17 protein-coding genes are annotated in these 24756 nt (G+C 46.3%); 2 read left to right on the forward strand and 15 right to left on the reverse strand.

All coding sequences use genetic code 11. The features are described 5' to 3' along the window. Positions 1 to 104: 104 nt before the first annotated feature. The 12 genes from ACES2C_RS04405 to ACES2C_RS04460 form a co-directional block, all read right to left on the reverse strand. Positions 105 to 1124, reverse strand: a complete 1020-nt coding sequence (locus ACES2C_RS04405) for a sugar kinase (protein WP_374165792.1) — start codon at positions 1122 to 1124, stop codon at positions 105 to 107. Continuing rightward, the gene (uxaC, locus tag ACES2C_RS04410; RefSeq protein WP_374165793.1) at positions 1121 to 2521 is read right to left on the reverse strand and encodes a glucuronate isomerase; all 1401 of its coding nucleotides are present in this window, start codon (positions 2519 to 2521) and stop codon (positions 1121 to 1123) included. Before uxaC ends, ACES2C_RS04405 begins: the two co-directional genes overlap by 4 nt. A 34-nt stretch (positions 2522 to 2555) precedes the next feature. Further along, positions 2556 to 4208 (reverse strand): UxaA family hydrolase, encoded by a 1653-nt coding sequence (locus ACES2C_RS04415; RefSeq protein WP_374165794.1) that lies wholly within the window; start codon positions 4206 to 4208, stop codon positions 2556 to 2558. 4 nt (positions 4209 to 4212) lie between these two features. After that, positions 4213 to 6129, reverse strand: coding sequence for a glycoside hydrolase family 88 protein (locus ACES2C_RS04420; RefSeq protein ID WP_374165795.1), 1917 nt, complete (start codon positions 6127 to 6129; stop codon positions 4213 to 4215). Between the two features lie 6 nt (positions 6130 to 6135). Then, positions 6136 to 7812: a glycoside hydrolase family 28 protein gene (locus ACES2C_RS04425; RefSeq protein ID WP_374165796.1), complete on the reverse strand. Its 1677-nt coding sequence runs from the start codon at positions 7810 to 7812 to the stop codon at positions 6136 to 6138. A gap of 473 nt (positions 7813 to 8285) precedes the next feature. Then, positions 8286 to 9545, reverse strand: coding sequence for a group II intron reverse transcriptase/maturase (gene ltrA / locus ACES2C_RS04430; RefSeq protein WP_374165797.1), 1260 nt, complete (start codon positions 9543 to 9545; stop codon positions 8286 to 8288). A gap of 544 nt (positions 9546 to 10089) precedes the next feature. Continuing rightward, positions 10090 to 11775, reverse strand: coding sequence for a RagB/SusD family nutrient uptake outer membrane protein (locus tag ACES2C_RS04435; protein WP_374165798.1), 1686 nt, complete (start codon positions 11773 to 11775; stop codon positions 10090 to 10092). Between the two features lies 1 nt (position 11776). Next, entirely contained in the window at positions 11777 to 15127 is a 3351-nt protein-coding gene (locus tag ACES2C_RS04440; RefSeq protein WP_374165799.1) for a TonB-dependent receptor, read from the reverse strand. 180 nt (positions 15128 to 15307) lie between these two features. Then, on the reverse strand, positions 15308 to 16393 hold the full coding sequence (locus tag ACES2C_RS04445; protein ID WP_374165800.1) for a FecR family protein: 1086 nt from the start codon (positions 16391 to 16393) through the stop codon (positions 15308 to 15310). A gap of 75 nt (positions 16394 to 16468) precedes the next feature. Then, entirely contained in the window at positions 16469 to 17044 is a 576-nt protein-coding gene (locus ACES2C_RS04450; protein ID WP_374165801.1) for an RNA polymerase sigma-70 factor, read from the reverse strand. Between the two features lie 238 nt (positions 17045 to 17282). Then, positions 17283 to 18113 carry a 5-dehydro-4-deoxy-D-glucuronate isomerase gene (gene kduI / locus ACES2C_RS04455; protein WP_374165802.1) on the reverse strand — a complete coding sequence of 277 codons (831 nt, stop codon included), beginning with the start codon at positions 18111 to 18113 and terminating at the stop codon, positions 17283 to 17285. A gap of 52 nt (positions 18114 to 18165) precedes the next feature. Further along, positions 18166 to 18936, reverse strand: a complete 771-nt coding sequence (locus tag ACES2C_RS04460) for an SDR family oxidoreductase (protein WP_374165803.1) — start codon at positions 18934 to 18936, stop codon at positions 18166 to 18168. A 264-nt stretch (positions 18937 to 19200) separates the two neighbouring features. On the opposite strand from ACES2C_RS04460, the gene ACES2C_RS04465 reads away from it, so the two are divergent. Beyond that, the gene (locus tag ACES2C_RS04465) at positions 19201 to 19989 is read left to right on the forward strand and encodes a gluconate 5-dehydrogenase (protein WP_374165804.1); all 789 of its coding nucleotides are present in this window, start codon (positions 19201 to 19203) and stop codon (positions 19987 to 19989) included. A 286-nt stretch (positions 19990 to 20275) separates the two neighbouring features. After that, on the forward strand, positions 20276 to 21931 hold the full coding sequence (locus ACES2C_RS04470) for a glycoside hydrolase 43 family protein (protein WP_374165805.1): 1656 nt from the start codon (positions 20276 to 20278) through the stop codon (positions 21929 to 21931). 258 nt (positions 21932 to 22189) lie between these two features. Here ACES2C_RS04470 and ACES2C_RS04475 read toward each other — a convergent pair whose 3' ends face one another. The 3 genes from ACES2C_RS04475 to ACES2C_RS04485 are packed head-to-tail and all read right to left on the reverse strand — an operon-like array spanning position 22190 to position 24754. After that, positions 22190 to 23137, reverse strand: coding sequence for a pectinesterase family protein (locus ACES2C_RS04475; protein ID WP_374165806.1), 948 nt, complete (start codon positions 23135 to 23137; stop codon positions 22190 to 22192). A gap of 32 nt (positions 23138 to 23169) precedes the next feature. Next, the gene (locus tag ACES2C_RS04480; RefSeq protein ID WP_374165807.1) at positions 23170 to 23958 is read right to left on the reverse strand and encodes a rhamnogalacturonan acetylesterase; all 789 of its coding nucleotides are present in this window, start codon (positions 23956 to 23958) and stop codon (positions 23170 to 23172) included. A 58-nt stretch (positions 23959 to 24016) separates the two neighbouring features. Continuing rightward, entirely contained in the window at positions 24017 to 24754 is a 738-nt protein-coding gene (locus tag ACES2C_RS04485) for a rhamnogalacturonan acetylesterase (RefSeq protein WP_374165808.1), read from the reverse strand. Positions 24755 to 24756: the final 2 nt, after the last annotated feature.

The raw sequence follows: 24756 nt of genomic DNA on the forward strand, positions 1-24756 counted from the left end.
TGTCGACAAACCGGAGTCTGTCAACGTTTACTATTTACAAATACTTTAACCGGGTGCCTTATAGAGACTGAGCTGCTACAGTACCCCGGTGCTTTGCTGATTTGTTAATCAGCATTATGGGTTTTAATCTTGGCAACAGTCAGTACATCCTGACCGGTCGCATCTCCCTGCTCCTGCAGCTTTCCAAATGCTGCTGCTGTTGCATAATCGACGATATCCTGGGGATTATGATGTAAATAAGAGCCGTAAATCAGTCCTCCCATAAAGCAGTCGCCGCTGCCTGAGCGGTCTACTACACCGGTAGTTCTGAACTCAGAGGAGTTGTATTGCACCCCATCGGTATAGAGACTTGTGTAATAAAGCAGATTATTCTTATCCTGATCAAAACGGAAGGTATTGGCTACCATTTTGCATTTGGGGAACCGTTCCATAATCTCAAGAGAGGTTGCTTTAGCGTGCTCCAGGTACGCTTCTCTGCCGCCTTTCTCATGGATGTGCTCATCAATGGAAGTACCGAGCAATGAATTAGCCGACCAGATATTTCCCATCACCACGTCGCAGTGCTCTACCAGAGCAGGCATCACGTCTACCGGCTTCTTGCCATATTTCCACAAGCGTGCACGGTAGTTCAGATCTACCGATATCGTGATCTTTCTTTTTGAGGCAGCTTCGAGTGCTTCGAGGCAGACATCAGCCACATTCTCATTCAGAGCAGGACTAATAGCAGTAAAATTAAACCAGGATACATCCCTAAGGACCTTATCCCAGTCAATCATACCTCTCTTCAGCTCAGAAAATGCAGAATGGTCGCGATCGTAGACTACACTGCTCTTGAGATCTGCTCCTCTGTCGAGGTAATAAACCCCTACCCTGTCACCAGAGAACTGGATCGAGGAAGTGTAAATCCCCTTATATTCAAGATAGTTAATGACATATCTTGACATAAAGTTGTCCGGTAAGACCGTACAATATTTAACAGGAATATTCCATGCAGCCAGTGCAGTCGCTGTATTTGCCTCTGCTCCGCCCACATATAGCAGGAAAGGGTGTTTTTCTGCTTCTTCGCTCGCCGCGGGGGAGATACGAAGAAGCAGTTCACCAAAGCATAAAACCTTACTTATCACAGGTTAAAATAGTTTTTTGCGTTATAGTAACAGATATCCTTGATCACTTTTCCAGTCCACTCGATATCATTCGGCATTTCGCCATTTTCAATTTCCTCTCCGAACAGATTACAAAGTATTCTGCGGAAATACTCGTGGCGAGGATAAGAGAGGAAGCTTCTTGAGTCAGTTAGCATTCCAACGAATCTGCTGATCAAGCCCATATTAGACAAAGCGTTCATTTGCTTAACCATGCCGTCTTTCTGATCAAGGAACCACCATCCGGAACCAAACTGCACCTTCCCGGCTACAGAACCATCGTTAAAGTTACCAATCATGGTAGCCATCAGCTCGTTGTCGGCGGGATTAAGATTGTAGATAATTGTCTTAGCTAACTTGTCTTCGGTATCTAGCCTGTTCAGGAACTTTGACAGTTGTCTTCCCTGAGAAAAGTCGCCAATAGAATCCCAGCCAGTATCGGGGCCGAGCTGGCTCAGCATACGGGTATTATTGTTACGCAGAGCACCCAGGTGATATTGCTGTACCCATCCTTTTTCGTGATCCCAAACGGCGAAGTGAACCAGCATAGCTGATTTGAACTTCAGAACTTCAAGTTCGCTGAGCGCCTGGTTAGCTCTGATCTTCGCGAAGATTGCTTTTACCTCTTCGTCAGTATAATCTTCAGCATAGATCTGCTCCAATCCGTGGTCAGACACGCAGCATCCGTTTTCTGCGAAGAAATCGTGGCGTTTCTTTAATGCAGAGAGGTAAGAATCAAGATCCGAGATGGATACATTTGCTACTTGCTCCAGCTTATCAATATAGGCATTTAATCCGGCAACATCATCCGCATTCATCGCCTTGTCGGGGCGGAAAGCCGGTCTTACCTGGATTTCGAAGCCGCTCTTCAGAATCTGCTGATGGTATTCCAGTGAATCGATCGGATCGTCAGTAGTACAGAGTGCTTCTACATTTGCCTTCTTAAGCAGTCCTCTTACGCTATATTCAGGAGTAAGCAGTTTTTCAGTACATTCATCGTACACCTTCTTTGCGGTGCTGCCAGAAAGCAGATCGTATACTCCGAAGTAACGCTGAAGCTCGAGGTGAGTCCAGTGGTAGAGAGGATTTCTTAATGTATAAGGCACCGTTTCTGCCCACTTCTCGAACTTTTCGTAATCACTCTTTCCTCCGGTGATGTATTCTTCATTCACACCGTTGGTCCTCATAGCACGCCATTTGTAGTGATCTCCATACAACCAGACCTGAGTAAGGTTCTTGAAGTTGATGTCGTTGGCAATCTGCTCGGGGATGAGGTGATTGTGATAGTCAATAATAGGCATATCTTTAGCAAACTCGTGGTAGAGTTGCTGAGATGTCCTCGTATTTAATAAGAAGTTTTCATCTAAGAAATTTTTCATCTCCTTCGTTTATTTATTGTTTCTAATATTTCATTTATAAAGACACGCCACGTTTCCATGGAATAAAGTCGTCCTGACCATGCCGTACTGCGGCAACCTCAATCTCGCCGCTCGCCACTCTGACCACATAATCTAAAATGCGTTCACCAGCCTGTTCTATGGTTTCATCGCCCTCAATAATCGTCCCGGTATTGAGATCTATAATATCATTCATCCGGTTAAAAAGCGTTGTATTACTAGCTAATTTCACAACCGGCACGATGGGATTACCTGTAGGCGTTCCCAGTCCGGTAGTAAAGAGAACAACATTTGCGCCTGATGCAACTTCTGCTGTGGTCGACTCCACGTCATTGCCCGGCGTACAAAGTAAATTAAGACCTCGTTTCTTTACCTTCTCGGGATAATCGAGCACATCTGCCACGGGCGATGTACCTCCTTTTTTAGCAGCACCCGCAGACTTGATCGCGTCGGTGATAAGGCCATCTTTAATATTGCCAGGCGAAGGATTCATATCAAAGCCAGAACCCACAGCTTCTGCCCTTTCGCTGTATGTTCTCATCAGGAACGAGAACTTCTCAGCAATTTCAGGTTCTACGCAACGGTCGCTGAGGTTCTGCTCTACGCCGCACAGCTCCGGAAATTCAGCTAAAATAACGGAACCTCCCAGAGCAGTAAGCAAGTCTGACGTATACCCGATTGCAGGATTTGCAGAAATACCCGAGAAACCGTCCGACCCGCCGCATTCAAGACCAATGCAGATCTTACTTAAGGGAGCGGGCTCCCTTTTACACTCGTTAGCCTGGACGAGCCCTGCAAAAGTTTGCTTGATTGCCAGGGAAAGAAGCTGAGATTCTGTCCCTACTTTCTGCTGTTCGAGAATATAGAGCGGCTTAGAGAAGTTAGGATCCCTCTTCTTAATCTCATCCTCCAGTATCTGAACCTGTGCATTCTGGCAGCCGAGACTTAAAACAGTAGCTCCGGCCACGTTGGGATGTGTGATATAACCTGCAAGAAGGCCGCAAAGTGCTATTGCATCCTGACGTGTTCCGCCACAGCCACCGGCGTGATTTAAGAACTTTATGCCGTCAACATTGGGAAATAAACGTTCATTTGAGGGGGTAACACTGACCTCATCTAAGGGTGCATCGAGCAAATCGTTTATATTCTTCCCGGACCTGTAGAGCTCTATAAGCTGCCTGGCCTGATTTGCGTAGGTCTTGTTCCGGCCGTAGCCCAGCTGATTTACCAGCGACTCTTCCAGGACTTCAAGGTTTCTGTTTTCGCAGAAAACCATAGGAACAACAAGCCAGTAGTTTGCCGTACCAACGCCTCCGTCGGCCCTGTGGTATCCATAGAAGGTTCTGGTTTGCCACTTAGACACGTCCGGAATATTCCAGGAAGTACGTCGTTCGCCGATGGTAAAGCCACTGGCTGCGTGCTTAACATTAACAGTAGAGAGAAGGCCACCTTTCAAAATGTCAGATTGCGCCTTCCCCACCAGCACGCCGTACATGATCACTTCTTTTCCCTGAGGAAGGACTTCCTGCGCAAACTTGTGCTTGGCGGGAATCCTCTCTTTAATCACATATTCCTCACCCTGGTATTCAACGACCTCACCTTCGTGCAGATCGACCAGGGCTACAAGAACGTTGTCATCGGGATGGACCTTCAATACTTTCTGTTTCATAGCATTATTTCTTAGGAGATTGTAGAAGCAGCCAGTTTGCAAGATCAGTAGCTGCTTTGAAATTTTCATATTCTGCAGGTATCTTCCTGCCGTCTACGTATTCGTTGTAAAACCAGGGATCTCCGACCGCATATACAGTACCTTTACCCACTTTTGCTACTGCCATGATCACGTCATTGCCGTCCGTAAATACCGCTTTAGCGGGCGATGAGAGCTTAATTGTGCTGATTTCCTTGATATAGACCTTTTTAGATGTCTTAAAGATAGGATTTCCAGAAGGGATTTTAAAGGCGCCTGTTTCATAAGCGTTGCCTTTTACAGCGTTGCGAAGGTCTTCATTAAAATGTATTCCAAAGCGTTCTGCCAGAACATTGAAGTTCTTGAGCTCGCAGTTGGCTGCGTCGTTGGTGAGGAGTGCTAACACACCGCCGTTCTTCACCCAGTTGTACAGTACTTCCGCATTCTGCGGACTCATAAAATTCGGCTTTGCGGTTTCCTTCTCCGTGTCGGGATCTACGATGATAAAAACATCTGAATTTTTAAGATTCCCGGCAGTGGGCGCCACAGTCAGGCTGTTGATCTTTGCCCCTGCATAGTTGAAAATATTACCCCAGAACCAAAAGCCGCTGTTAGCCTGATCATCCCAGGTGTAATGATATCTAACGAGATCACCGGCAGGTCCCTTCTTCCATTCGTTATTGAAGAAGTAATCGAGCGTTACCGTCTTTCCCTTTCCTGTCTTAGGCAGAGCAGAGAGTTCCAGTTCGTTTGCCGCAAGCATAAAAGCACCAACACCCTTAGGATCATTGGTGATCACTTTCTCGCTCATGTAATACTCGAAGCTGCCGTCGCGATACGGCTTACCGCCCAGCCCTGACACGCTTACTGTCCCCTTCAGATTAACCTTTTCAGGGCTGACAGTCTCAACGAACTGCTTTTTAGTCCCTTCGTATCCTTTCTGCGCTACCTTGAGGTAGGACTCAGGCAGGTAACCGAGCCGCACTGCTTTTGCGAGTGTATACACAAACATGCAGGATCCTGACGCTTCGAAGTAGTTACCTTTTCTTAAAGGGGCATCCAAGATGTCGTACCATACACCTGTTTTGGCATCCTGCACTTTCTTTACTGCCTCCGCATAGCGCGCCAGAATATCCAGGAGTTGCTTCCTGCCAGCATGCCCAGCGGGGAAATAAGGAAGAGCATCAACCAATGCCATGCCGTACCAGCCCATCGCGCGGCCCCAAACATGCGCAGATAACCCTGTGGTCTTATTAGCCCATTTCTCTTGCTTTGACTCGTCCCAGCCGTGGTACATTAAGCCAGTCGCAGCGTCTCTGGAGTGCCTCTCCATAAAAACGAACTGATTAGTAATATCATTGAAAGCCGTAGTATCATTCATCAGAGATGAGTACTCAGCATAGAACGGCTGGCCCATATAAAGCCCATCCAGCCACATCTGATTCGGATAGATCTTTTTGTGCCAGAAGCCTCCTTCGCTGGTACGGGGGTGGGTGCTTAGCTGGTCGCGGAGCGTTTTAGCAGCCTTTAGATACTTTTCCTGACCGGTTACCTTGTAGAGCAACAATAAGGCACGACCATTTTTAACATTATCGATATTGTACGACTTGTGTTCATACGTACGGATCGTTCCGTCATCCTGAACAAAAAAGTCCATACTCTTCTTAATATATTCAAAGTATTTCTTATCGGCAGTTTTTTGCCAGATGCCAGAGATTCCCTCCAGGAGAACACCCTGATCATAGGTCCACTTAAACGGTCTCCCTACCCAGAGTGAGTCGCTCCAAATGTCCATAACCGTTGCGGCCATCCTTTCTGACATCGGCTTTGTCTGAGCGTGTGCCGAAAATGCCTGAAGGGTTAAGAGGAAACTGAATAGCAATAGTGCGCTAATTCTTTTCATGTTGGTTTATTTGATTTTTAGTGCTTTTTTATTGGCACCAAAGTTAAACTCTGAGAGGCTCTTTGCACTCTTTGTATTGGTATTTGATACATTGATGCCTGAGTTACGATCGCCGTTTACGGAGAATAGAAGATCGGCCGAGTCGTTATACCTGATATCGTCGAAGCTGAGAGCGCTGCTGTTCTGGATACGGATCACAGGCTTGGTCTCCTTTGTGATCAGATGAATGTTCTTCAGGCTGATCTGCGCGGCCTCTTCTATTTCTACTCCAACTTTCGCCTGCAAGGTCATATTCTCCAGAGAAATATTGTGAATGGCCATCTCGGGAAGCCCTCTTACAAAGATTGCCTTTTCGGCACCATCGCAAACGACATTGTTAACATAGAAGTCCTTGAACTGAGGAGTTGCATCAGTAACCGGAAGCTTGACCACCTTTGGTGCTTCTCTCTGCTCGCCTGTCAGCGGAACGGGATCTTTTGCTTCATAGTACATATCAAAGAGAATCGCTTCTCCAGGGATATCCTTCATCGTGATATTTTTCACATATACTTTCTCTACGACACCACCACGGCCCCTTGTGGTTTTAAACCTAAGCCCGATGTCCGTTCCCATGAAGGTACAGTCGGTCACAAAAAGATTCCTGGCTCCGCCAGACATTTCACTTCCGACAACAAAGCCGCCGTGAGCATGATATACGGTACAGTTCCTTACTAAGACGTTCTCAGTAGGCATTGCTCTTTTCCTTCCCTCTTCATCGCGGCCGGACTTGATACAAATCCCATCATCACCTACGTCAAAAACGCTGTTTTCGATTAAAACATTCTTGCACGATTCAACATCTATTCCATCGCCGTTTTGTGCGTACCAAGGATTTTTAACGTGGACATCACGAACAATCAGGTCCTCGCACATCAGCGGGTGGAGATTCCATGCAGGGGAGTTCTGGAAAACAACCCCTTCAAGCAGCACTCTTTTGCAATTGGCCAGAACAACCATATTAGGTCTTAGAAAGTCTTTGATGTCTTCATAATTGTTGATTCCCTTACCGGAAGCAATTACCCCCGCACCTTTGACTTTTGAGCCCTTGAAGGAACTTTCTGAAGGATACCATATCCTCTTATCTTCACTTACCACACCGCCGGAAGCAAGCAGCTTCTTCCATTGTGAGTCGGTAAGTTTATCTTTCTTAACCATCCTCCAGGCATCACCATTTCCATCAATGATCCCTTTGCCTGTTATGGCAATATTTTCCAGGTTAGTACCGGAGATAGGCGATTGGTTACGTACGGCAGCGAGACCTTCCCAGTTTGTTTCAACAAGCTTATACTGATTAAAGTCGCGACTGAAGGAAAGCACTGCATCACTCTTGAGATGCAAATTGACATTGCTCTTCAGCTCAATCGGACCTGTGACCCATAGTCCGGTTGGGACTAACACAACACCACCGCCATTCTTGCTGCATTCGGCGATGGCCGTGTTAATACTGTTCGTATTAATAGTCTTTCCATCACTAATTGCGCCATACTTAACAATGTTAAAAGTATCAGTCTTGAAACTTGTGGTTTTTACAGCGGGAAGGCTTTCAATTGGCCAATTCTGCAGAGAAGCGGTTTGCGAAAACGCGCTCATAGCAATGAACTGCGACGCTACTAATATCGTGCTTAATATACTTGTGTGTTTCATTTTTAAAGATTAATCTAGCCCTTCTACCTGATCATCTGCGCAGCTACAACGAGCTGATATACTTGGTTTTTATCGTTTAATTACCCGGTTAGTATAAACAGATTTATCAACTTCGAAAGCAATTCTACAGACTTTAGCCCGAATAAAAAATGATTTAGATAGAAATATTTACGCAATCGTTATCGGCATGCCACTGGCCGGATCTCTTGTAACAGGCTTTATACAAACGGGATAAAAGCACTCCCATATCTAACATGCAGCACTCGACCAGGGTGTATAGCGGTTGAGCCATTTCTTTGAGCTGGATGGTCGCAGGTTTCCCAACGGCGTTTGCTACAGAACCCTTTAAAATAACAAACGCCCCGCTGAGCGGGGCGTTTGAATAATAACACTGGTTAGTAAGTAAACCCAGGCATTTCAGCCTGAGATTCTTTCAGAACCGTACGTGCACGTCTCCGCGCATACGGCTCCCGTTATCTATATTCCAGTTTGGGTTTTGCACCGAATGTCCAATGAGCGAACAGGTTGGGTTTGCGGTTGTATAAACTGCTTACCCACTTCATTGCTCTGGTCACACTGCTTCTTAACCCTTTGTATTTCCGTATTGCCCAGTTGGCCAGCTTTGCGTTTATTCTTTGCATAAAGCTTCTTAGCTTTGCACTATAGAATTTCCCGTAGTAGTTGACCCAACCTTGCAGGACAGGATTTATTGTTTTGGCAACTTCTTCTATCTCAATGCACGGTGTGCGCAGTATCGGCATCTCGTTCAGCTTTTTATTCATTGCTGTCAATGCTTTTGTGCTTACTCCCGGCAAGAAGCAAGTGAAGTTTTCTTTTCGCTGGCTGTTCTGTGCCTGTCTGGGCTTGAACGTGTAACCAAGGAAGTCGAACGACACTATTTTTGGCGTTTTCGCATTGCGGTTACTGTCTTTGCAGAAGACTATTTTTGTTTTGTCTTCGTGCATTTCCAGCCCGCAATCTTTCAACCGTTTGCCCAATAACTCCTTTAAGCGGATGGCTTGTCCTTCGGTTCTGCAATGAATGACCGCATCGTCCGCATAGCGTTCGAATGCAAGGTCAGGATAGTTGGCCATCAGCCACATATCCATTGCGTAATGCAGGTAGAGGTTCGATAGTATCGGGCCGATAACGGAGCCTTGCGGCACACCCTTCGTCCGTGGTACTATTGTTCCGTCTTCCAGTCGCAAGGGGGCTACCAGCCATCTTTTGATGTACAGTACCATCCATTGCTCCTCTGCATGTTTCTCCACTGCCAGCATAAGCAAGTCATGCGGAATCTTGTCGAAGAACCCTTTGATATCTACATCCAGCAGCCAGTGATATTCCCAGCACCTTTCACGTGCTTTGGCAACTGCCTGTAGTGCAGATTTCCTAGCTCGGTAGCCGTAGGAATCATCATGGAAAAGGTTGTCGACCACCTTTCCCAATTTCTCCGCTACTACCGCTTGTCCGATACGGTCGGTTATGGTGGGTATGCCTAATGGCCTTTTACCGCCATCTTTCTTGGGTATCTCCACCAACTTGATTGAAGGGGGCATGTAGCTGCCGGAACTCATTTGGTTCCAGAGCTTATACAGATGTTTCTGTCGCTCTTTTTCAAAAGCTTCCATGCTCATCTGGTCTACACCTGCTGCCCCTTTATTGGCTTTGATCTTCAAGTAGGCTTCCTGCACCGACTTTCTCGAAATACAATTTGGTTTTGGCCTGTACATATCTTATACCTCCTGTAGGTTGCCCCTTAAACAGTTTCTATTAATGTACAGCGCCTGATAACGCCCCCCTTCGCTCTTGCTATGTTTCCAAAGCAGTCATCACTACTACGGGTGGCTCTGCCCCTGTGGAACGCATCGATACTTTCGGACTTGCGGGTTCTTCCGCTTGTCCTTTTCTCTTCGCATCGTTCCCACAGGTTCCCAAGTTCCGTTTGAATGCCTGTATAAAGCTCACGCTGCCTATACGCCGGATGCCGCCGGGACAGTAAACAGGTTGTCCTCCCAACTGATAATAAAGTGATACTGTACTTTACTTTTGACATCATCTAATCCTTTCGACGCCTCTTCGGCAGTTCATTTTCATTCGTCTTCTTTATACTTACCTGACACCTCTGTGATGCCTTTTCTGCTAACGCTTCCCACCTTGGCTCTTTACCAAAGCAACTTAGCAGCGGTTTGATACCTGCTCCTGTAAGCCGATACCGATGGACCTACCATCATCATTCAAACAGCACCGATTTGCTGCGCAAATCGTTCATGGCGCTCAATAACCAGGATTCTGATCCTGTGCTGTCAGTGCATCGTTCAAGTCAATTGCACTTTGCGGGATTGGCCTGTATCGCTTAGCCACATCTCCTGGCAAGGCACTTTCAATTACGTTCTTGATATCGTAATTATAGCGTTGGTTGAACTCCTTTAGCTTGCCTAATCTTCTTAATTCTGGCCAGCGAAGGAATTCGCCGGCGAACTCCTTCGCACTTTCTATCAGGTAAAAGTCCTTTGCCTCGCTTTGACTACTTGCAGCGGCAATATCATTGCTGGGCAGCAGCCGGGTACCATCCTTCGCATTGCCTGGCCGGTCAAGGACCTTCTGAACGTACTGCGCAGCTTCAGTAAACTGATTCAGCCCAATACATGCTTCAGCGTACAGGAAATACGTTTCTGCCCTTCTGGCCAGGACAATATCCCTAACGCTGGCCCGGGTGGACCACACTTCTTTACTCGCCGGACTGTCGAATTTTTTTATGCCAGGTGTAGTCATATCGCGTTCATAAGCGTACCGGTAGGCTTCCTCATTAGATTTAAACGGATACATTACAAAACCTTTCTTCAATCTGGTTTTATGGGCGTTAATCCATGCTAAAGAGTCGGCCGTTGTGAAATCACGCCCCCAAACTCTCGGGTAATATGCCGTAATGTTTGATTTCGAGGTATCCGCCTCGTAATAATCATAATACGAATTGTAAATGGTCAGCATGAACGTAGCGTTATAGCGGGCATCATTTTGTCCATAAAATGTATGTAAACTCCAGGATGGGTACACAATTGCGGCCATATATTTTTTCAAGCCTGTCTCTGTTCCTCCAAGATAAGGACCAAAAAAGGCTTGCTGGGCATTTCCGCTTGTATTGCTTGGCAGAGAGGCCGGGTCATACTGAACAGAGAACAAGAACTCGGCATTATTTTCATTTTTAGGACTCCAAAGTGTCTCAAACGGAATCGTGATGGCCTTACCATCAATCGCCTTTAACGCATATTCTTTCGCTTTTGTAAACGCAGCATTATCTTTTAGATCCCAGCCTTTAGTCACGTATACCTTAGCCAGGTAGTGATAGCCTGCGGCTTTGCCGAAGCGGAGATTGGAAACAGGAAGGTTCTCCACAGACTTCTCCATTTCGGAAATAATGAAAGCATAGGACTCCTGAAGGCTGCTGCGCGGAATATTTGTTCGGGGAGACAGGGTTGCCTCTGCATTGATTACGATCCCGCCAAATTGTTCTAAAAGGAGAAAATGATAGAAGGCCCGCAGAAACGTGAGTTCTGCTCTATACTGCGTTTTTAAGGCATCGTCTAACTTTGCACCGTCAATGTAGTGCAAGCCCATATTTACACGTTGAATACCGCCATAGACATTTTTGTAAAATGCGAGGACCCTGCCCTCAGTCGGGAAGAGCTGCGTATAACGCATCAACGTTTCGTCGCTATTACTACGAGGACGCTGATACATATCGGTCCCGGCAAAGAACAGCCAGGGGGCATTTTCACCATCCTGCCCATATACGTCCCTGAGTGAGTTATATGATGCAGTCATCAGACTCTCAAAACCAACTTTAGTCTTATAGAACTCATCGTTTGTGATTCCCGACTTGTTATCCTCGTCCAAAAACTTGGAACAGCCGCTGAAAAGAAAATATACTGCTATTAGCAAGCTTAAAACACGTTTCATCATTCTAGAATTTAAGGTTGACGCCAAATTGATAAGTAATATTGCTAGGACCGTTTCCGTTAGCCTGAGTAGTTGTAGCATATTCCGGATCCCAGCCAACATAGTCAGTGAAGGTGAACGGATTCAGGACGTTGGCATAAAAGCGCACGCTACCTAGCTTTAAGCGCGATACCACAGACTTCGGAAGCGTATAGCCAAGAACGATGTTTCTCACCTTCACGAAGTCAGCTGTTGTATAACGTCCATTATTTCCATAAAAGCCCCCCGCTAAGTTGAATGTAGGGTATTTTGCATTTTCGTTTCCAGCTCCTGAGCTTCCCCACACAGCCTGGGGATATCCGGCACTCGTATTCCAGTTATTCCAGTCGTAGCGGGGCAGATTGGCAGGTACAAAATAATCGAGTTTTACTTTCGGTCTTCCGCGGTCCCCTGTAGCAGCATTACTGAACTCTGCCAAAAAGTTGTCACTCACGAATGTTCCCTGCCGGGTATAGATATTAAATGAAAAATCCCAGTTTTTATAGGTCAATGTGGAACCGAGATTAGCGGTCCATTTTGGATCTACCTGGCCAAGTACCACCCTGTCCTCACTGTTAAATACGCCATCAGGCTTGATGTCAGCAGGGATCGCATTTCCAGGTACCTGCCCAAACTTAGCTGCTTCCGCTGCCTGAGACGACTTCCAAATGCCTACGATCTTATAGTCATATATTACATTAATTGGTTTGCCGATAAATCGGGTGTTCCCTATATCATCTTTCTTCCCACCGTTTAGGGTCTCGATGCTATTCTTGTTGTAGGCAAAGTTTACAGAGGTTGTCCATTGAAGCTTCGAATTTCTAATATTAACCGTAGTTAATGCAAGTTCGACACCTTTGTTTCTTACAGAACCAACATTGTCAGTCATTGCACCTACTCCTGATTCAACGGCTAAAGATCTGCTCATAAGCAAGCCGTCAGACAGTTTATTATAATAGTCTGCCGATCCATAGATCCTTTGATTGAAGAACCCGAAATCGAGTCCAAAGTTCAGCTCTCTGGTCTTCTCCCAGGTGATACTTGTATTAACAGGGCTACCGGGAGCCAGACCAGACACTACCGACGGTGAACCTTCGCCGAAATTATACCAAAGCAGCTTGTTAGCAATGGGGGTCTGTTGAGATCCATATGGATTGATACCGCTATTATTGCCTGAGTAGCCAAAACTAAAGCGGGCTTTTAAGTCTGAGAGCCAAGCCGTCTTCAGAAACTCTTCTTCTCCGGCACGCCATGCCAGCGCAAATGAGGGGAATGATCTCCATTTATCCGCGAGTTTCGAGCTTCCGTCATACCGGACGGTTCCTGTCACAAGATACTTCCCTTTATATTCGTAGTTCACGCGGGCAGCATACGACAAGAGAGCAGCCTCAGAGTAGGAGCTATTTGACTCGTTGCTCTGTAGCGTACCGGTAAAAATATTATACCATTCCGAATTATATGGCAGTTGTGAAGTTTGGACCTGGATAGCCTCATCCCTGGTTTTATACCAGCTGTTGATCAGGGTCGCATTGATATTATGATCCTTGCCAAGTGTCTTTCTGTAAGTGATCTGGTTATCCCAGGTATAGTCGAATGCCTCAGTATTTTCTTGATAAGCAAGGTCCTGTTTCCTGTCAGGTGTAACGCCGTAGTAATAACCTTTTCGAGTTCTGTTAAATCTAGGCATAAAGGTCGACTTAAATTCCAAACCCTCTACTGGTGTGAACTGCACATAGGCACTACCCAAAACATCAAACATTCTGTCTTCCTGGTCACCGCTGTTAATCTCTATGAGAGGATTACCGGAACTGGTAAAGTTGCCATTTCCTTCAATACTATTCTTCACGCCTGGCTGTTCAATAATATTTCCGTTGGCATCATACGCGGCCAGGATAGGAGCCATCCTGAAAAGATCCCGATAGCCGTTCTGGGAACCTTGATTGATATTAGTATGAGCAAGGTTGGCATTCGCACCAATCGTTACCTTATCAGAGATCTTATTAACAACCCCCAGTTTCAGTGTATATTTATCCAAATTTTCCTTTACGAAGTTTCCTTTCTCATTCTGGTACCCCACACCAAGGTTATAAGACATCTTATTCGAAATACCGGCGATGTTTACAAAGTGGTTCTGCTGACGTCCGTCCTGAGTACCAAGCTTAAGCCAGTCTGTGTAATTCTGATCATATAAACGTTGCTGCAGTATTTTACTGCCCTGGAGAATAGCGCCCTTACTCGACTCACTCAAAAAGAAACCGCTCTTAGGGTTATATTCATAATAAGCCGAAGTACGAAAATCCACCCAGTCCCTTCCCTCCAGGAAATCGGGCACCCGTGCAATACTTCTGATTCCGTAATACCCATCGTAGGAAACCGATGTGCGCGCAGTAGCACCTACGCTTGCGTTCTTGGTAGTGACAAGTACAACGCCACTTGATCCTCTTGAGCCGTAGATAGCTGTAGATGAGGCGTCCTTTAAAACGTCTATCTTCTCAATATCTGCAGGATTCAGGAAATCGATATTATCCATTACGATCCCGTCAACCACATAGAGCGGGCGGCTGCCACTCGCATTCATCGAATTCTGTCCCCGGATCTGGATGTTGAAGGATCCTCCTGGTCGCGGAGACGAAGAACTGATGTTAACGCCCGCAACAGCTCCCTGAAGTGCTCCCATTACAGACGTAGTCCCTTTAGCGGTAAGAACCTCAGAAGAGACACTACCAACAGAACCGGTAACATCGCGTTTCTTTACTGCTCCATAACCGACAACCACTACTTCATCGAGTTGGCTCACCGATTCTTTCAATACAACTCGAAGATTCTTTTCACCACTTAATTGATACTCGCGCGTTTCATAGCCGAGATAGGAAATTACAAGCACTGCATTAGAGCTGGCAGAAACCTTAAAATTCCCATCTACGTCAGTGGATACTCCACGTGCGGTTCCTTTAATCTTTACCGAAACGCCAATAAGCGGCTCTCCTTTTGAGTCCACGACTTTTCCAGTAACGACAACGTCCTGGGGTGAGCCTGCTCCAGCCTCTTTGATCACTACCAGCTGATTTTCAAGAAGCTGATACGAAAGTCCAGTTTCTTTTAACAGTTCTTTCATCGCTGAATTAATATCCGCATCCTCAATCTTCACCGATACTTTCTTACGGATAGCCTCCAGGCTTTCATTATATAAGAACCTGTATGAGGTCTGACTTTCAATTTTACTGATTGCGTCTGAGATTGCAGATCTTCTGACATCCAGATTAATCTTATTCTGCGAAAAACCTGCTGCTGACACAGACACGGTAAAGACCGTTATCAGCAAGATGGTTAGCTTCATGGTTAGGACAAGTTTTTGCAATAACGATTTGTGTGCAATCGTATAAAAACATTTCATACTTTTACATTAGGTTAAATTAAACAATCCAACTTCGCCTAGTTGGGCTTTATTACATTTAATTGGTATAAACGGAGGATGCGCCAACATTCTCCGTTTTGCATCTGCTATCCCGGACGCAGATTACTCAGATGACTTAATAAGTACTTCCCTTTCATTTAATTCATATTTAAAAGAGGCAACTTTTTGCAGTGCGTTTAAAGCCTCCTCTATCGTTTCTTTTTCGAAAGAGCCGTTAAATTTTAAGCTCTTCACGTTCTCATCAGCGAATATAATTCTGATGTTATACCACCGCTCCAGCTTCTTTCCCAGTTCCCCGAAGTTGTCTCCGCGAAACTCAATCCGGTTATACATCCACGCTGTCTCCAGGCGTTCGTCCTCTTTCAGCTTCTTGTCGATGTTCTCTATCTGATACTCGTCCTGGATCTTCGGACTCACCATCATCGTCTTCAAAGGCACAACAAGCTTCTGATTAGGCTTAAGAAATATAGCCGCCTTGCCATTACTCCTGTTCTCCGTTACTTCAATCTTTCCCCTCAGAAGTGTCGTCTCGAAATTCTTGTCTGTCTCGTAAAACTTAACATTGAAGGCAGTTCCAAGAACACGGATATTGATCCGGCCGACATGCACAATGAAAGGCCGTTTAGGATCTCTCACCACATCAAAAAAGGCCTCTCCCTCCAGACGTACCTCACGTTGCTTTTTGCCGAAGGCCCTGGAGTAGAAAAGTTTCGAATCGCCGTTCAGCCAGACGCTCGTGCCGTCTGGCAGGAGCAGTTTGGTTCTGGAGCCATTTTTAACCGTCACCACTTCGAGAGAGGCAGACTGGGGTTTCGCACCTGAGCGGGGGAAGGAGTAGAATATTAGTGCAAAAAGCGCGACGCTTGCAGCACATAGCAGTAAAAAGCGGTTTCTTTTTAGAAACCTCAGTTTGGGCTCTGTGCCTTTTTCCTGATGGTTGGTATCCGCGCCTCTCTCCTCCTCCGCACGCTTTATGATCTTCCTTAAACTTTGACTTTCGGGTAAGGTTCTTTTATCATCAGAAGGCTGATCTTCCTTCGCTGTCCAGAGCTTACTTAAGATTGAAAAGCGATCCGCTAGCTCCTCATCCTTCTGGAGAAACGATAGGAGTTCCTCGCGCTCTTCATCTCTTGCTTCATCAGCAAGAGTACGAGCCATTAAGAACCAGATCCTGTCGTTAGTATTCATGAGGGTTATAATTGCGCCTTTCAATAGTAAAGACAGCAAACACGCAGGGTTCTACTAAAACAATTTTTTATTTTTCTAAAAAGACAGGTATGCCTCTTTTTTGCCGTCCCTCGTAACACCAAGCGAGGAGCATAATCGTTTAACAGCGATTGCCATCTGTGCATCGATGGTATTAACAGAAATATTGAGTATTTCTGCAACTTCCTTATACTTCAATCCATCCTCCCTAATGAGCTTAAAGATCAACCGACAGCGTTCTGGAAGCTGATCAATGGCAAGCTGCATCCTTTGCATCATTTCCGATGTGACTAGCAGGTCGTGAGGAGAACAGCCAGTATTCTCCTGATCGGTCTCAACCATGTCCAGCGATTGAGTTACAAAACGTCGCGCTTCGTACGACAGAGCGTTAAGCGCGAGGTTTTTTACTGAAGTGTAAAGATATACGGTAAGGTTTTGGATTTGTGCAGCTTCTTCCCTGCGGCACCACAGTTTTACAAATACATCTGCTACAAGCTCCTCCGCCACTTCTGTCGACTTCACGAAGCCCTGGGCAAAAAGCTGAAGCTTCCGGTGATAGCGGAGATAGATCTCTTCGAATGCCGATTCATCTCCTTCTGCTATTTTTAGCTGAAGATTCATTAATTCCCCCATTAATCCTTTGTTATCCCCTTTCATGACTCTAATGAAGATCAGTAACTAAAACTGGAGAAGGTTAAAGATCTGAAACCGGAAAGGTCCCGAACGTTGGTTAGCTTCTCTACTAACAATTTTACATTTATTCGCATAGACTTACAACGATCCGGTAAAAAGTATTTACGCAATCGTTCCCGGAACATGGAAAAAGAGAAGACAGAAATTGCCACCGGCTTCTTTCTGTCTTCCGAGGCTATTAGCGTAAATCTTTTATAGCAACGGCATCCATGTCGGAGTACACGAGGTTCTCTCCGCACATGGCCCAGATGAAGCCATAATTTGATGTGCCGCCACCTGAATGGATAGACCATGGAGGGGATATGATGGCCTGATGGTTTTGTACCACAAGATGGCGTGTTTCCTGAGGCTGTCCCATCATATGGAAAACAACCTGATCTTCAGGCACGTCAAAATAGAAGTAAGATTCCATTCTGCGGTCATGTGTATGCGACGGCATGGTGTTCCATACGCTTCCAGTGCTCAGGATCGTCAATCCCATTACCATCTGGCAACTCTTTGCTCCTTCCAGGTGGATGTACTTATAGATCGTCCGCTCATTTGCCGTATCCCTGCTTCCGATAGTAGTAGGGAAGGCATTCTCCTTCTTAATCAGCTGATGAGGATATTCCTTGTGTGCAGGCACTGAATACAAGAAGAACTTAGCCGGAGAGTCGGCTGACACACTTCTGAACTTTACAGACTTGCATCCTTTGCCAGCGTAAACAGCGTCCAGCTTGTTCACCTGATACGTTGTACCATCGATAATCACTTCCCCGTCGCCACCAACATTGATAATACCCATTTCGCGGCGTTCCAGGAAGTAATCGGAGCGAAGGTTCTCGTAAACAGGCAACTCAAGAGCTTCCTTAACGGGCGCCACACTCCCTACTATTGCCCGGTCATAGTGCGAATACGTAAAACTGAACTGGTCGGCCTGCATCAGGTCCTCTAACAAAAAGTTGGCACGGAGTTCCGCTGTGGACATACCGGCCACTTCTTTCGGACTTTGTGCGTATCTCTGGTTCATTATCATATTGTATTAGATTAATTTATCAACTTATATATTCTCAACTGAGCGGCTACCTGCCCATCCAGCCCCCGTCGACAGTCAGAATGGTGCCATGCATGTACTCCGACGCCTTTGAGGCAAGAAAAACCACAGGCCCCTTATAGTCCTCGGGTTCTCCCCAGCGCCCGGCTGGAATCCTTTCAAGGATAGACCTGCTTCTGTCAGGATTGTTCCTCAGGTCCTCCGTATTATCAGTGGACACATAACCCGGCGCGATCGCGTTTACATTCACGCCCTTCGATGCCCATTCATTTGCCAGTGCCTTTACAAGACTTCCTATCGCTCCTTTACTTGCCGCATAACCGGGAACATTGACACCGCCCTGGAAGGTCAGTAGCGAAGCCGTAAAAATGATCTTCCCGCTGCCCTGTTCCAACATCCTGGATCCAATCTCGCGGCTGATCAAAAACTGACTATTCAGATTGATATTGATCACCTTGTCCCAATATTCATCAGGATGTTCCGCCGCTGCCTGCCGCAGGATCGTTCCGGCATTGTTGACCAGAATATCTATCCGTTCGTTCTCTGCCAAAACCTTTTCCAGGAATCCATAGACCGAATTGCGATTACTCAGATCACACTGATACGCCCTGAAGTTCCTGCCGACCTGCCTCACAGCCAATTCAGTTTCGCTGCCAGTTAAGGCAATAGAAGAAGAAACGCCGATAATATCAGCACCAGCTTCTGCCAGTGCCACAGCCATTGCTTTTCCGATGCCCCGGTTACACCCTGTCACCAGCGCCACCTTTCCGGTCAAGTCGAATAGTATGTTGTTGCCCATATTTCTTAGGAGATAATGTGGGCGCAAATTAGTGTTTATAGATAAGATATAAAACGGCGAGAGCGGTTTTTCAGTAAGCTGTGATCAAAATCTTCTAAATGCGGCTTGTCTTCGACGAAAATTGTGATATTCCTCATTATCCCGAACTTTTATTACTGCAACTCTCTAAATCGGCCTATATTTGTTTGATTGCAGTATGCCTTTAATGTTGCATACTCGCTTAGTTCGAAAGTCAATTGACCCTTAATAAAAAGCAAACCACGTATGTCACTATCACTTTTTGATCTTACAGGTAAGAGAGCACTGGTAACAGGTGCAACGCATGGCCTGGGTATGGCTATGGCAACAGGCCTGGCAAAGGCAGGTGCAGAAATCATTATTAATGACATTTCCAAAGAAAAGCTCGATAACGCGATTCAGGAGTATGCAGCGAACGGTATCAAGGCCCACGGATATGTATTTGACGTGACCGACGAAGAAGCTGTTAAAACACACGTAGAAAAAATCGAAAAAGAAGTTGGTCCTATTGATATCCTCATCAATAATGCTGGGATCATCAAAAGAATCCCTGTTACTGAGATGGAAGTAGCAGACTGGGAACAGGTACTTAAAATCGACCTCACTGGTCCGTTTATCATGGCCAAGCAGATCGGGAAGTACATGATTGAGCGCCGCGCTGGCAAGATCATCAACATGTGCTCTATGATGAGCGAAGTTGGCAGGAACACCGTTAGTGCTTATGCTGCCGCTAAAGGCGGTCTTAAAATGCTGACCAAGAACCTGGCAACTGAATGGGCACAGTTCAACATCCAGGTAAATGGAATCGGCCCTGGTTATTTTGCCACTTCTCAAACTGCGCCGATCCGCGTAGACGGACATCCTTTTAATGATTTCATTATCAGCAGAACTCCGGCAGCCCGCTGGGGTGAGCAGGAAGACCTTCAGGGTGCCGCTATTTTCCTTGCTTCAAAAGCATCAGATTTTGTCAGCGGCCACATTCTTTATGTGGACGGCGGTATTTTAGCTTCTCTTGGCAAGGCTGCAAACGAATAATCACAATAAGACCACCTTTAAGCCCTGGCTTTCGCCCGGGGCTTTTTTTGCCTTCGGGGGCAACCCCATCCTGCATCAGGATTTCGGAGGCGAAATTCCAACAATAAAATTACAAGGCAGCGATCGTTCCGGGGCGACTAAATGGAAAGACTAAACTAATTTTCGCTGAATTTCCAACGTTGGCACGAATGCCAAAAAGCAGAAAATACGGCGCGGGAAGACACGGAACATTCTTGTTCTACAATTGATTGATAAATTGCAGTACGAAGGTTAACGAACACACAATATGAAACATTTGAGTATTAACGTCCTGTTAGTCCTTGCAGGAACAACGCTTTTCGCGCAGCAGAAAAGAGACAAAGAAAGCGAAGACAAACCCTGTGTGTCAAAAGTATGGGTTGCCGACCTGGGTAACGGGAGTTATAAGAACCCGGTTCTGAACGCAGATTACTCGGATCCGGATGCAGTAAGAGTAGGTGACGATTTCTACATGGTAGCCTCGAGTTTTGATGCCGTCCCCGGGCTTCCAATCCTCCATTCCAAAGACCTGGTAAACTGGACAATTCTGACGCACGCGTTGAAAAGGCAACCTCCCTTTGAGCATTTTGAAAAAACACAGCATGGTAATGGTGTGTGGGCTCCTTCTATCCGGTATCACGAGGGCGAATTCTACATTTACTATCCTGATCCAGACTTTGGTATCTACCTGACAAAGGCTAAAAAGGCTGAGGGCCCATGGTCGGAGCCCATCCTTGTGGAAGCGGGAAAAGGCCTGATCGACCCCTGTCCTCTTTGGGATGAAGACGGCCAGGTATATCTGGTTTATGCCTATGCTGGTAGCCGTGCCGGAATCAAAAGCGTCATAGCGGTAAAAAAACTGAACAGCGAGGGTACAAAAACAGTCGATGAAGGCATCATTGTTTACGACGGGCACGAGCTCGATCCGACAATTGAAGGTCCTAAGTTTTACAAGAGAAACGGATACTATTACATTTTTGCCCCTGCCGGCGGTGTCTCCACCGGATGGCAACTAATCCTCCGGTCAAAGAATATTTACGGTCCGTATGAGCGAAGAGTAGCGATGGACCAGGGCAAGTCTCCTGTTAACGGGCCTCACCAGGGAGCCTGGGTAGACACACAGAAAGGCGAGGACTGGTTCCTCCATTTTCAGGACAAGGATGCGTACGGGCGCGTTGTTCATCTCCAGCCCATGAAGTGGGTCAATGACTGGCCTGTTATTGGGATAGACAAAGATGGTGATGGAAAAGGAGAACCTGTACTTACCTATAAAAAGCCAAACGTCGGAAGGACCTATCCAATCGTTACCCCTGCCGAAAGTGATGAATTTAACTCGATCAGGCTTGGACTTCAATGGCAATGGCAGGCAAATCCTCAGGCTACCTGGTCATTCATGGATCCAACAAAAGGATCGCTGAAGCTCTATACCTATCAGGCGCCGGAAGACGCAAAGAACCTCTGGGATGTGCCAAATATATTACTGCAGAAAACCCCTGCCGACGAGTTCACGGCTACTACTAAAGTGACGTTCAGCCCAAATCCGAAGCTGGAGAATGAAAAGACCGGACTAGTAGTAATGGGCCTCAGCTACGCTAATATTGCTCTCAAAAGCAAGAAAGACGGACTCTATCTGGTACAGGGTGTTTGTGAAAAGGCAGACAAAGGAGCCCCTGAAAAAGAAACGGTCATTACCAGGCTAAAAAACAGCACGGCCTATCTGAGGGTGACCGTGACAAGCGGAGCGAAGTGTCAGTTTAGCTACAGCAGCGATGGTAAGAAGTTTACACCGGCGGGTGGTGTTTTCACTGTAACGCCAGGTAAATGGATCGGTGCCAAAATAGGCTTATTCGCGACAAGAGAAACGCAGATTAACGATTCTGGCTGGGCCGACTATGACTGGTTTCGCGTAGAACCTGTTAAATAGGCTCAAATTGTCCAGTTAACAAAAGGGGCCGGATCAGCATTGATCCGGCCCCTTTTGTTAATAACGTCTAAGACAAGGCCTTTAAACCGTTCGATCCAAGGGAAGTAACTAAAGAGCCGCGTAGACAATATAGCTATAGCCTCTCAGGAGATAAAAAGGGAACATCGGCATGCTCTATGAACTCAAGTCACTCGTTTTCAGCCCTAACCGGCTTAAACTAAAAACCCTAAACGCAGCGCAGAACTCCGATCGCCAAGCCTATTGCGGATTCCAGCCCCGGAAAATCTTTTCAATCGTGTATTCCTTCGCTTCTTCCTTCGTAAGCTGATGAGACCAGGCCACTCTGGCCTTTGGTTTAAAGCCCGGGCCCTTGTTGTTATACTCCGCATAGTACGCCGTCTTTTCATTGCTTTCCTTCCCCCAGTTATGCCAGCCTTCCTGACGGATCTGCTTACCGAGTTCGCAGTTCAGGAAAACTACCTTTGCATAAGGGCGCCATGGCCTGCCCAGATAAAAGGTATTTTCTTCTGCATCCCCTTTAAGCCGGCAGTTCATAAACACGTAGCCGTACCTGGTAGTATCTGAAGTGGAAGCGGCGGTTACGTAACCCTGCTTCTTGCAATAAATATCGCAATCGTTAAAGATGGCGGTAGAAGAGCCAAATATAAAGTCAACAGTACCTTCGATGTAGCAGTTGGTATAGTACTGGCGACTGCCATAGCCGTAGGTATAAAGCGTATCCTGAAAACCAAGGAACCTGCAATTCTTAAACTTCATACGGTCCCCCGCAGACCATACGGCGACGGCCTGACCCACCGGGCCGGCAGAGTTTGCAAAGGTTATGTTTTCCGCGCTAAAATCATCAGCGTAGATATAAAAGCTCGCTGAACCGGAAGTACCTTTTTCCTCGCCAAACTGGTTCTTTTTACCTGCATAATCGTCGTAAGTAAGGATCGTCTTATCGGCACTTTCTCCTACAAACCTCACCATTCTTTTAGAGGGAGCCAGTATCAACTTCTCCTTGTACACGCCATTCTTAATAAAAATTACAGTGGGCACTTTCCGAAAATCAGGAACAGCGTTAATAGCTTCCTGTACTGTTTTGAAATCGCCGCTGCCGTCCTGGGCAACAGTAAAGTGCCTCTCCTGAGCACGCAGTGAAACTGCCACGACCAGGGCTACGACTAAAAATATTAGCTTTCTCATTTGAAAATGATTCATGAACATTACTAACTGCTTTACTTACCAATTCTAATCTGCTTTAGCCCTTCAAAAACGAGCCTGGCTACTTCTGTGGCGCCCTCAGGCTGAAAATGCGTGTTGTCCTTCTGCCCTTGCGGATAAGCTTTATAGGTACCAGCGGGCAAATTCATAAAATAATGTGAAGTGACATACTCCTCTCCCTTCAGGCTAAAACTAGCAGCTGAACTTTGGGTAAGATCAATCAGAGGCACCTTCAATTCTACTGCCACGTCTTTCATTGCCTGGGGATAATCGCCGTGAGCGCTACCCAGCTGCCCATCCTTCCAGGGATAGTTTCGTGAGACGGGAGTGATCAGGACAGGAAGAGCTCCTTTCTCACGGCTCTGGTTCACAAACAAACGCAGATACTCCTTGTACCCTTCTGTTGTCACATACCTTTCGGGTTTCTCTTTGGAGCTGTCGTTATGGCCAAATTGGATCAACACAAGATCTCCAGGTCGCAGGGCATTATACACACTTGCCCATCTTCCCTCCTCAAAAAATGTTCTGGTACTTCTGCCGCCCTTAGCGCGGTCGTCCACAACGACGCTGTCGGCCTTAATGATATTGCGTAAAACTTGGAGCCGGTCCCTTGTCAGAAAGGGCTGAAACACCTGGCCCCAGCCTGTGAGGGGATACCGCTTATCCAGATAGCCCGAGTCGAGCGTGTAATCAGCTACTGTCGAATCTCCGATCAGGTATACTTTGGAAACCCTGGGCTTAATAAGCACAAATGACATCAGCCCCACGACAGTAAGAGCAGTTAAAAACTTAAATTTTCTCATAAAAATAAAAAAGGAACCCGGCGCTAAAGGCACCCTGCTCCTGGTTTTATTGATCTCTCTATTTCCTCAAGTATTTCGCTAATCCGATCTTTTGCTCTTTCAAACCTTCTGCAGCCAGCTCTGCAATTTGCCTGGCACCTTCAGGGCTCAGATGCGTGTCATCTTTCTTGCCTTCCGGATAGTTTTCCGTTCCGGGCGGGACATGATTAAAGAGTTTTATTGACTTTTCTTCACCCAGGGAGACAAGGAGCTGCTCCGTCTTCTTGTGCATGTCGATAAGAGGCACATGAAGGCTGTCGGCCACGCGGCGCATTGCGTCGGGATATCCCAGATGAGAGTCCTTAAACACCCCGTTCTCAAAGCTTCTGCGCATAATCGGTGTCAGCAGCACAGGGATGGCCTTCTTAGATCTTGCCTCCTGAACGAAACGGGAAAGGTTAGCCTTATATTCGCTTATAGTAGTGCCAACTCCGGGCTTATTGATTTTCTCATCATTATGGCCGAATTCGATCAAAACATAGTCGCCCTCCTTCAGATTATCAAAAACCTCCTGCCAGCGCTTTTCAGTAATAAAGGAAAGCGTGCTCCTTCCGTTCATTGCACGATTATCCACAACTACCTTTTTATTAAAGAACGTAGAAAAAGGCATTCCCCACCCCGTCTCGGGAAAGGCTTTCGCCTGTTTGTTAGCCATAGTGGAATCGCCAATCATCCAAACGGTAATCTTATTGTTCTGTATTAACGCGAAGGACATTAATACAACCGAACACAAAACGAGAATAAATTTTCTGTTCATTT

Origin of the sequence: Arcticibacter sp. MXS-1 (assembly GCF_041902385.1) — a bacterium.
Taxonomy (GTDB): Bacteria; Bacteroidota; Bacteroidia; order Sphingobacteriales; family Sphingobacteriaceae; genus Arcticibacter.

Bases quoted from the DNA above. Each gene is read 5' to 3' on its own strand.
- ACES2C_RS04420 (WP_374165795.1), bottom strand. From the start codon at position 6,129: ATGAAAAGAATTAGCGCACTATTGCTATTCAGTTTCCTCTTAACCCTT.
- ACES2C_RS04465 (WP_374165804.1), top strand. From the start codon at position 19,201: ATGTCACTATCACTTTTTGATCTTACAGGTAAGAGAGCACTGGTAACA.
- ltrA (WP_374165797.1), bottom strand. From the start codon at position 9,545: ATGTACAGGCCAAAACCAAATTGTATTTCGAGAAAGTCGGTGCAGGAA.
- ACES2C_RS04485 (WP_374165808.1), bottom strand. From the start codon at position 24,754: ATGAACAGAAAATTTATTCTCGTTTTGTGTTCGGTTGTATTAATGTCC.
- ACES2C_RS04450 (WP_374165801.1), bottom strand. From the start codon at position 17,044: ATGGGGGAATTAATGAATCTTCAGCTAAAAATAGCAGAAGGAGATGAA.
- ACES2C_RS04415 (WP_374165794.1), bottom strand. From the start codon at position 4,208: ATGAAACAGAAAGTATTGAAGGTCCATCCCGATGACAACGTTCTTGTA.
- kduI (WP_374165802.1), bottom strand. From the start codon at position 18,113: ATGAACCAGAGATACGCACAAAGTCCGAAAGAAGTGGCCGGTATGTCC.
- ACES2C_RS04470 (WP_374165805.1), top strand. From the start codon at position 20,276: ATGAAACATTTGAGTATTAACGTCCTGTTAGTCCTTGCAGGAACAACG.
- ACES2C_RS04435 (WP_374165798.1), bottom strand. From the start codon at position 11,775: ATGATGAAACGTGTTTTAAGCTTGCTAATAGCAGTATATTTTCTTTTC.
- ACES2C_RS04445 (WP_374165800.1), bottom strand. From the start codon at position 16,393: ATGAATACTAACGACAGGATCTGGTTCTTAATGGCTCGTACTCTTGCT.
- ACES2C_RS04480 (WP_374165807.1), bottom strand. From the start codon at position 23,958: ATGAGAAAATTTAAGTTTTTAACTGCTCTTACTGTCGTGGGGCTGATG.
- ACES2C_RS04440 (WP_374165799.1), bottom strand. From the start codon at position 15,127: ATGAAGCTAACCATCTTGCTGATAACGGTCTTTACCGTGTCTGTGTCA.
- ACES2C_RS04460 (WP_374165803.1), bottom strand. From the start codon at position 18,936: ATGGGCAACAACATACTATTCGACTTGACCGGAAAGGTGGCGCTGGTG.
- uxaC (WP_374165793.1), bottom strand. From the start codon at position 2,521: ATGAAAAATTTCTTAGATGAAAACTTCTTATTAAATACGAGGACATCT.
- ACES2C_RS04425 (WP_374165796.1), bottom strand. From the start codon at position 7,812: ATGAAACACACAAGTATATTAAGCACGATATTAGTAGCGTCGCAGTTC.
- ACES2C_RS04475 (WP_374165806.1), bottom strand. From the start codon at position 23,137: ATGAGAAAGCTAATATTTTTAGTCGTAGCCCTGGTCGTGGCAGTTTCA.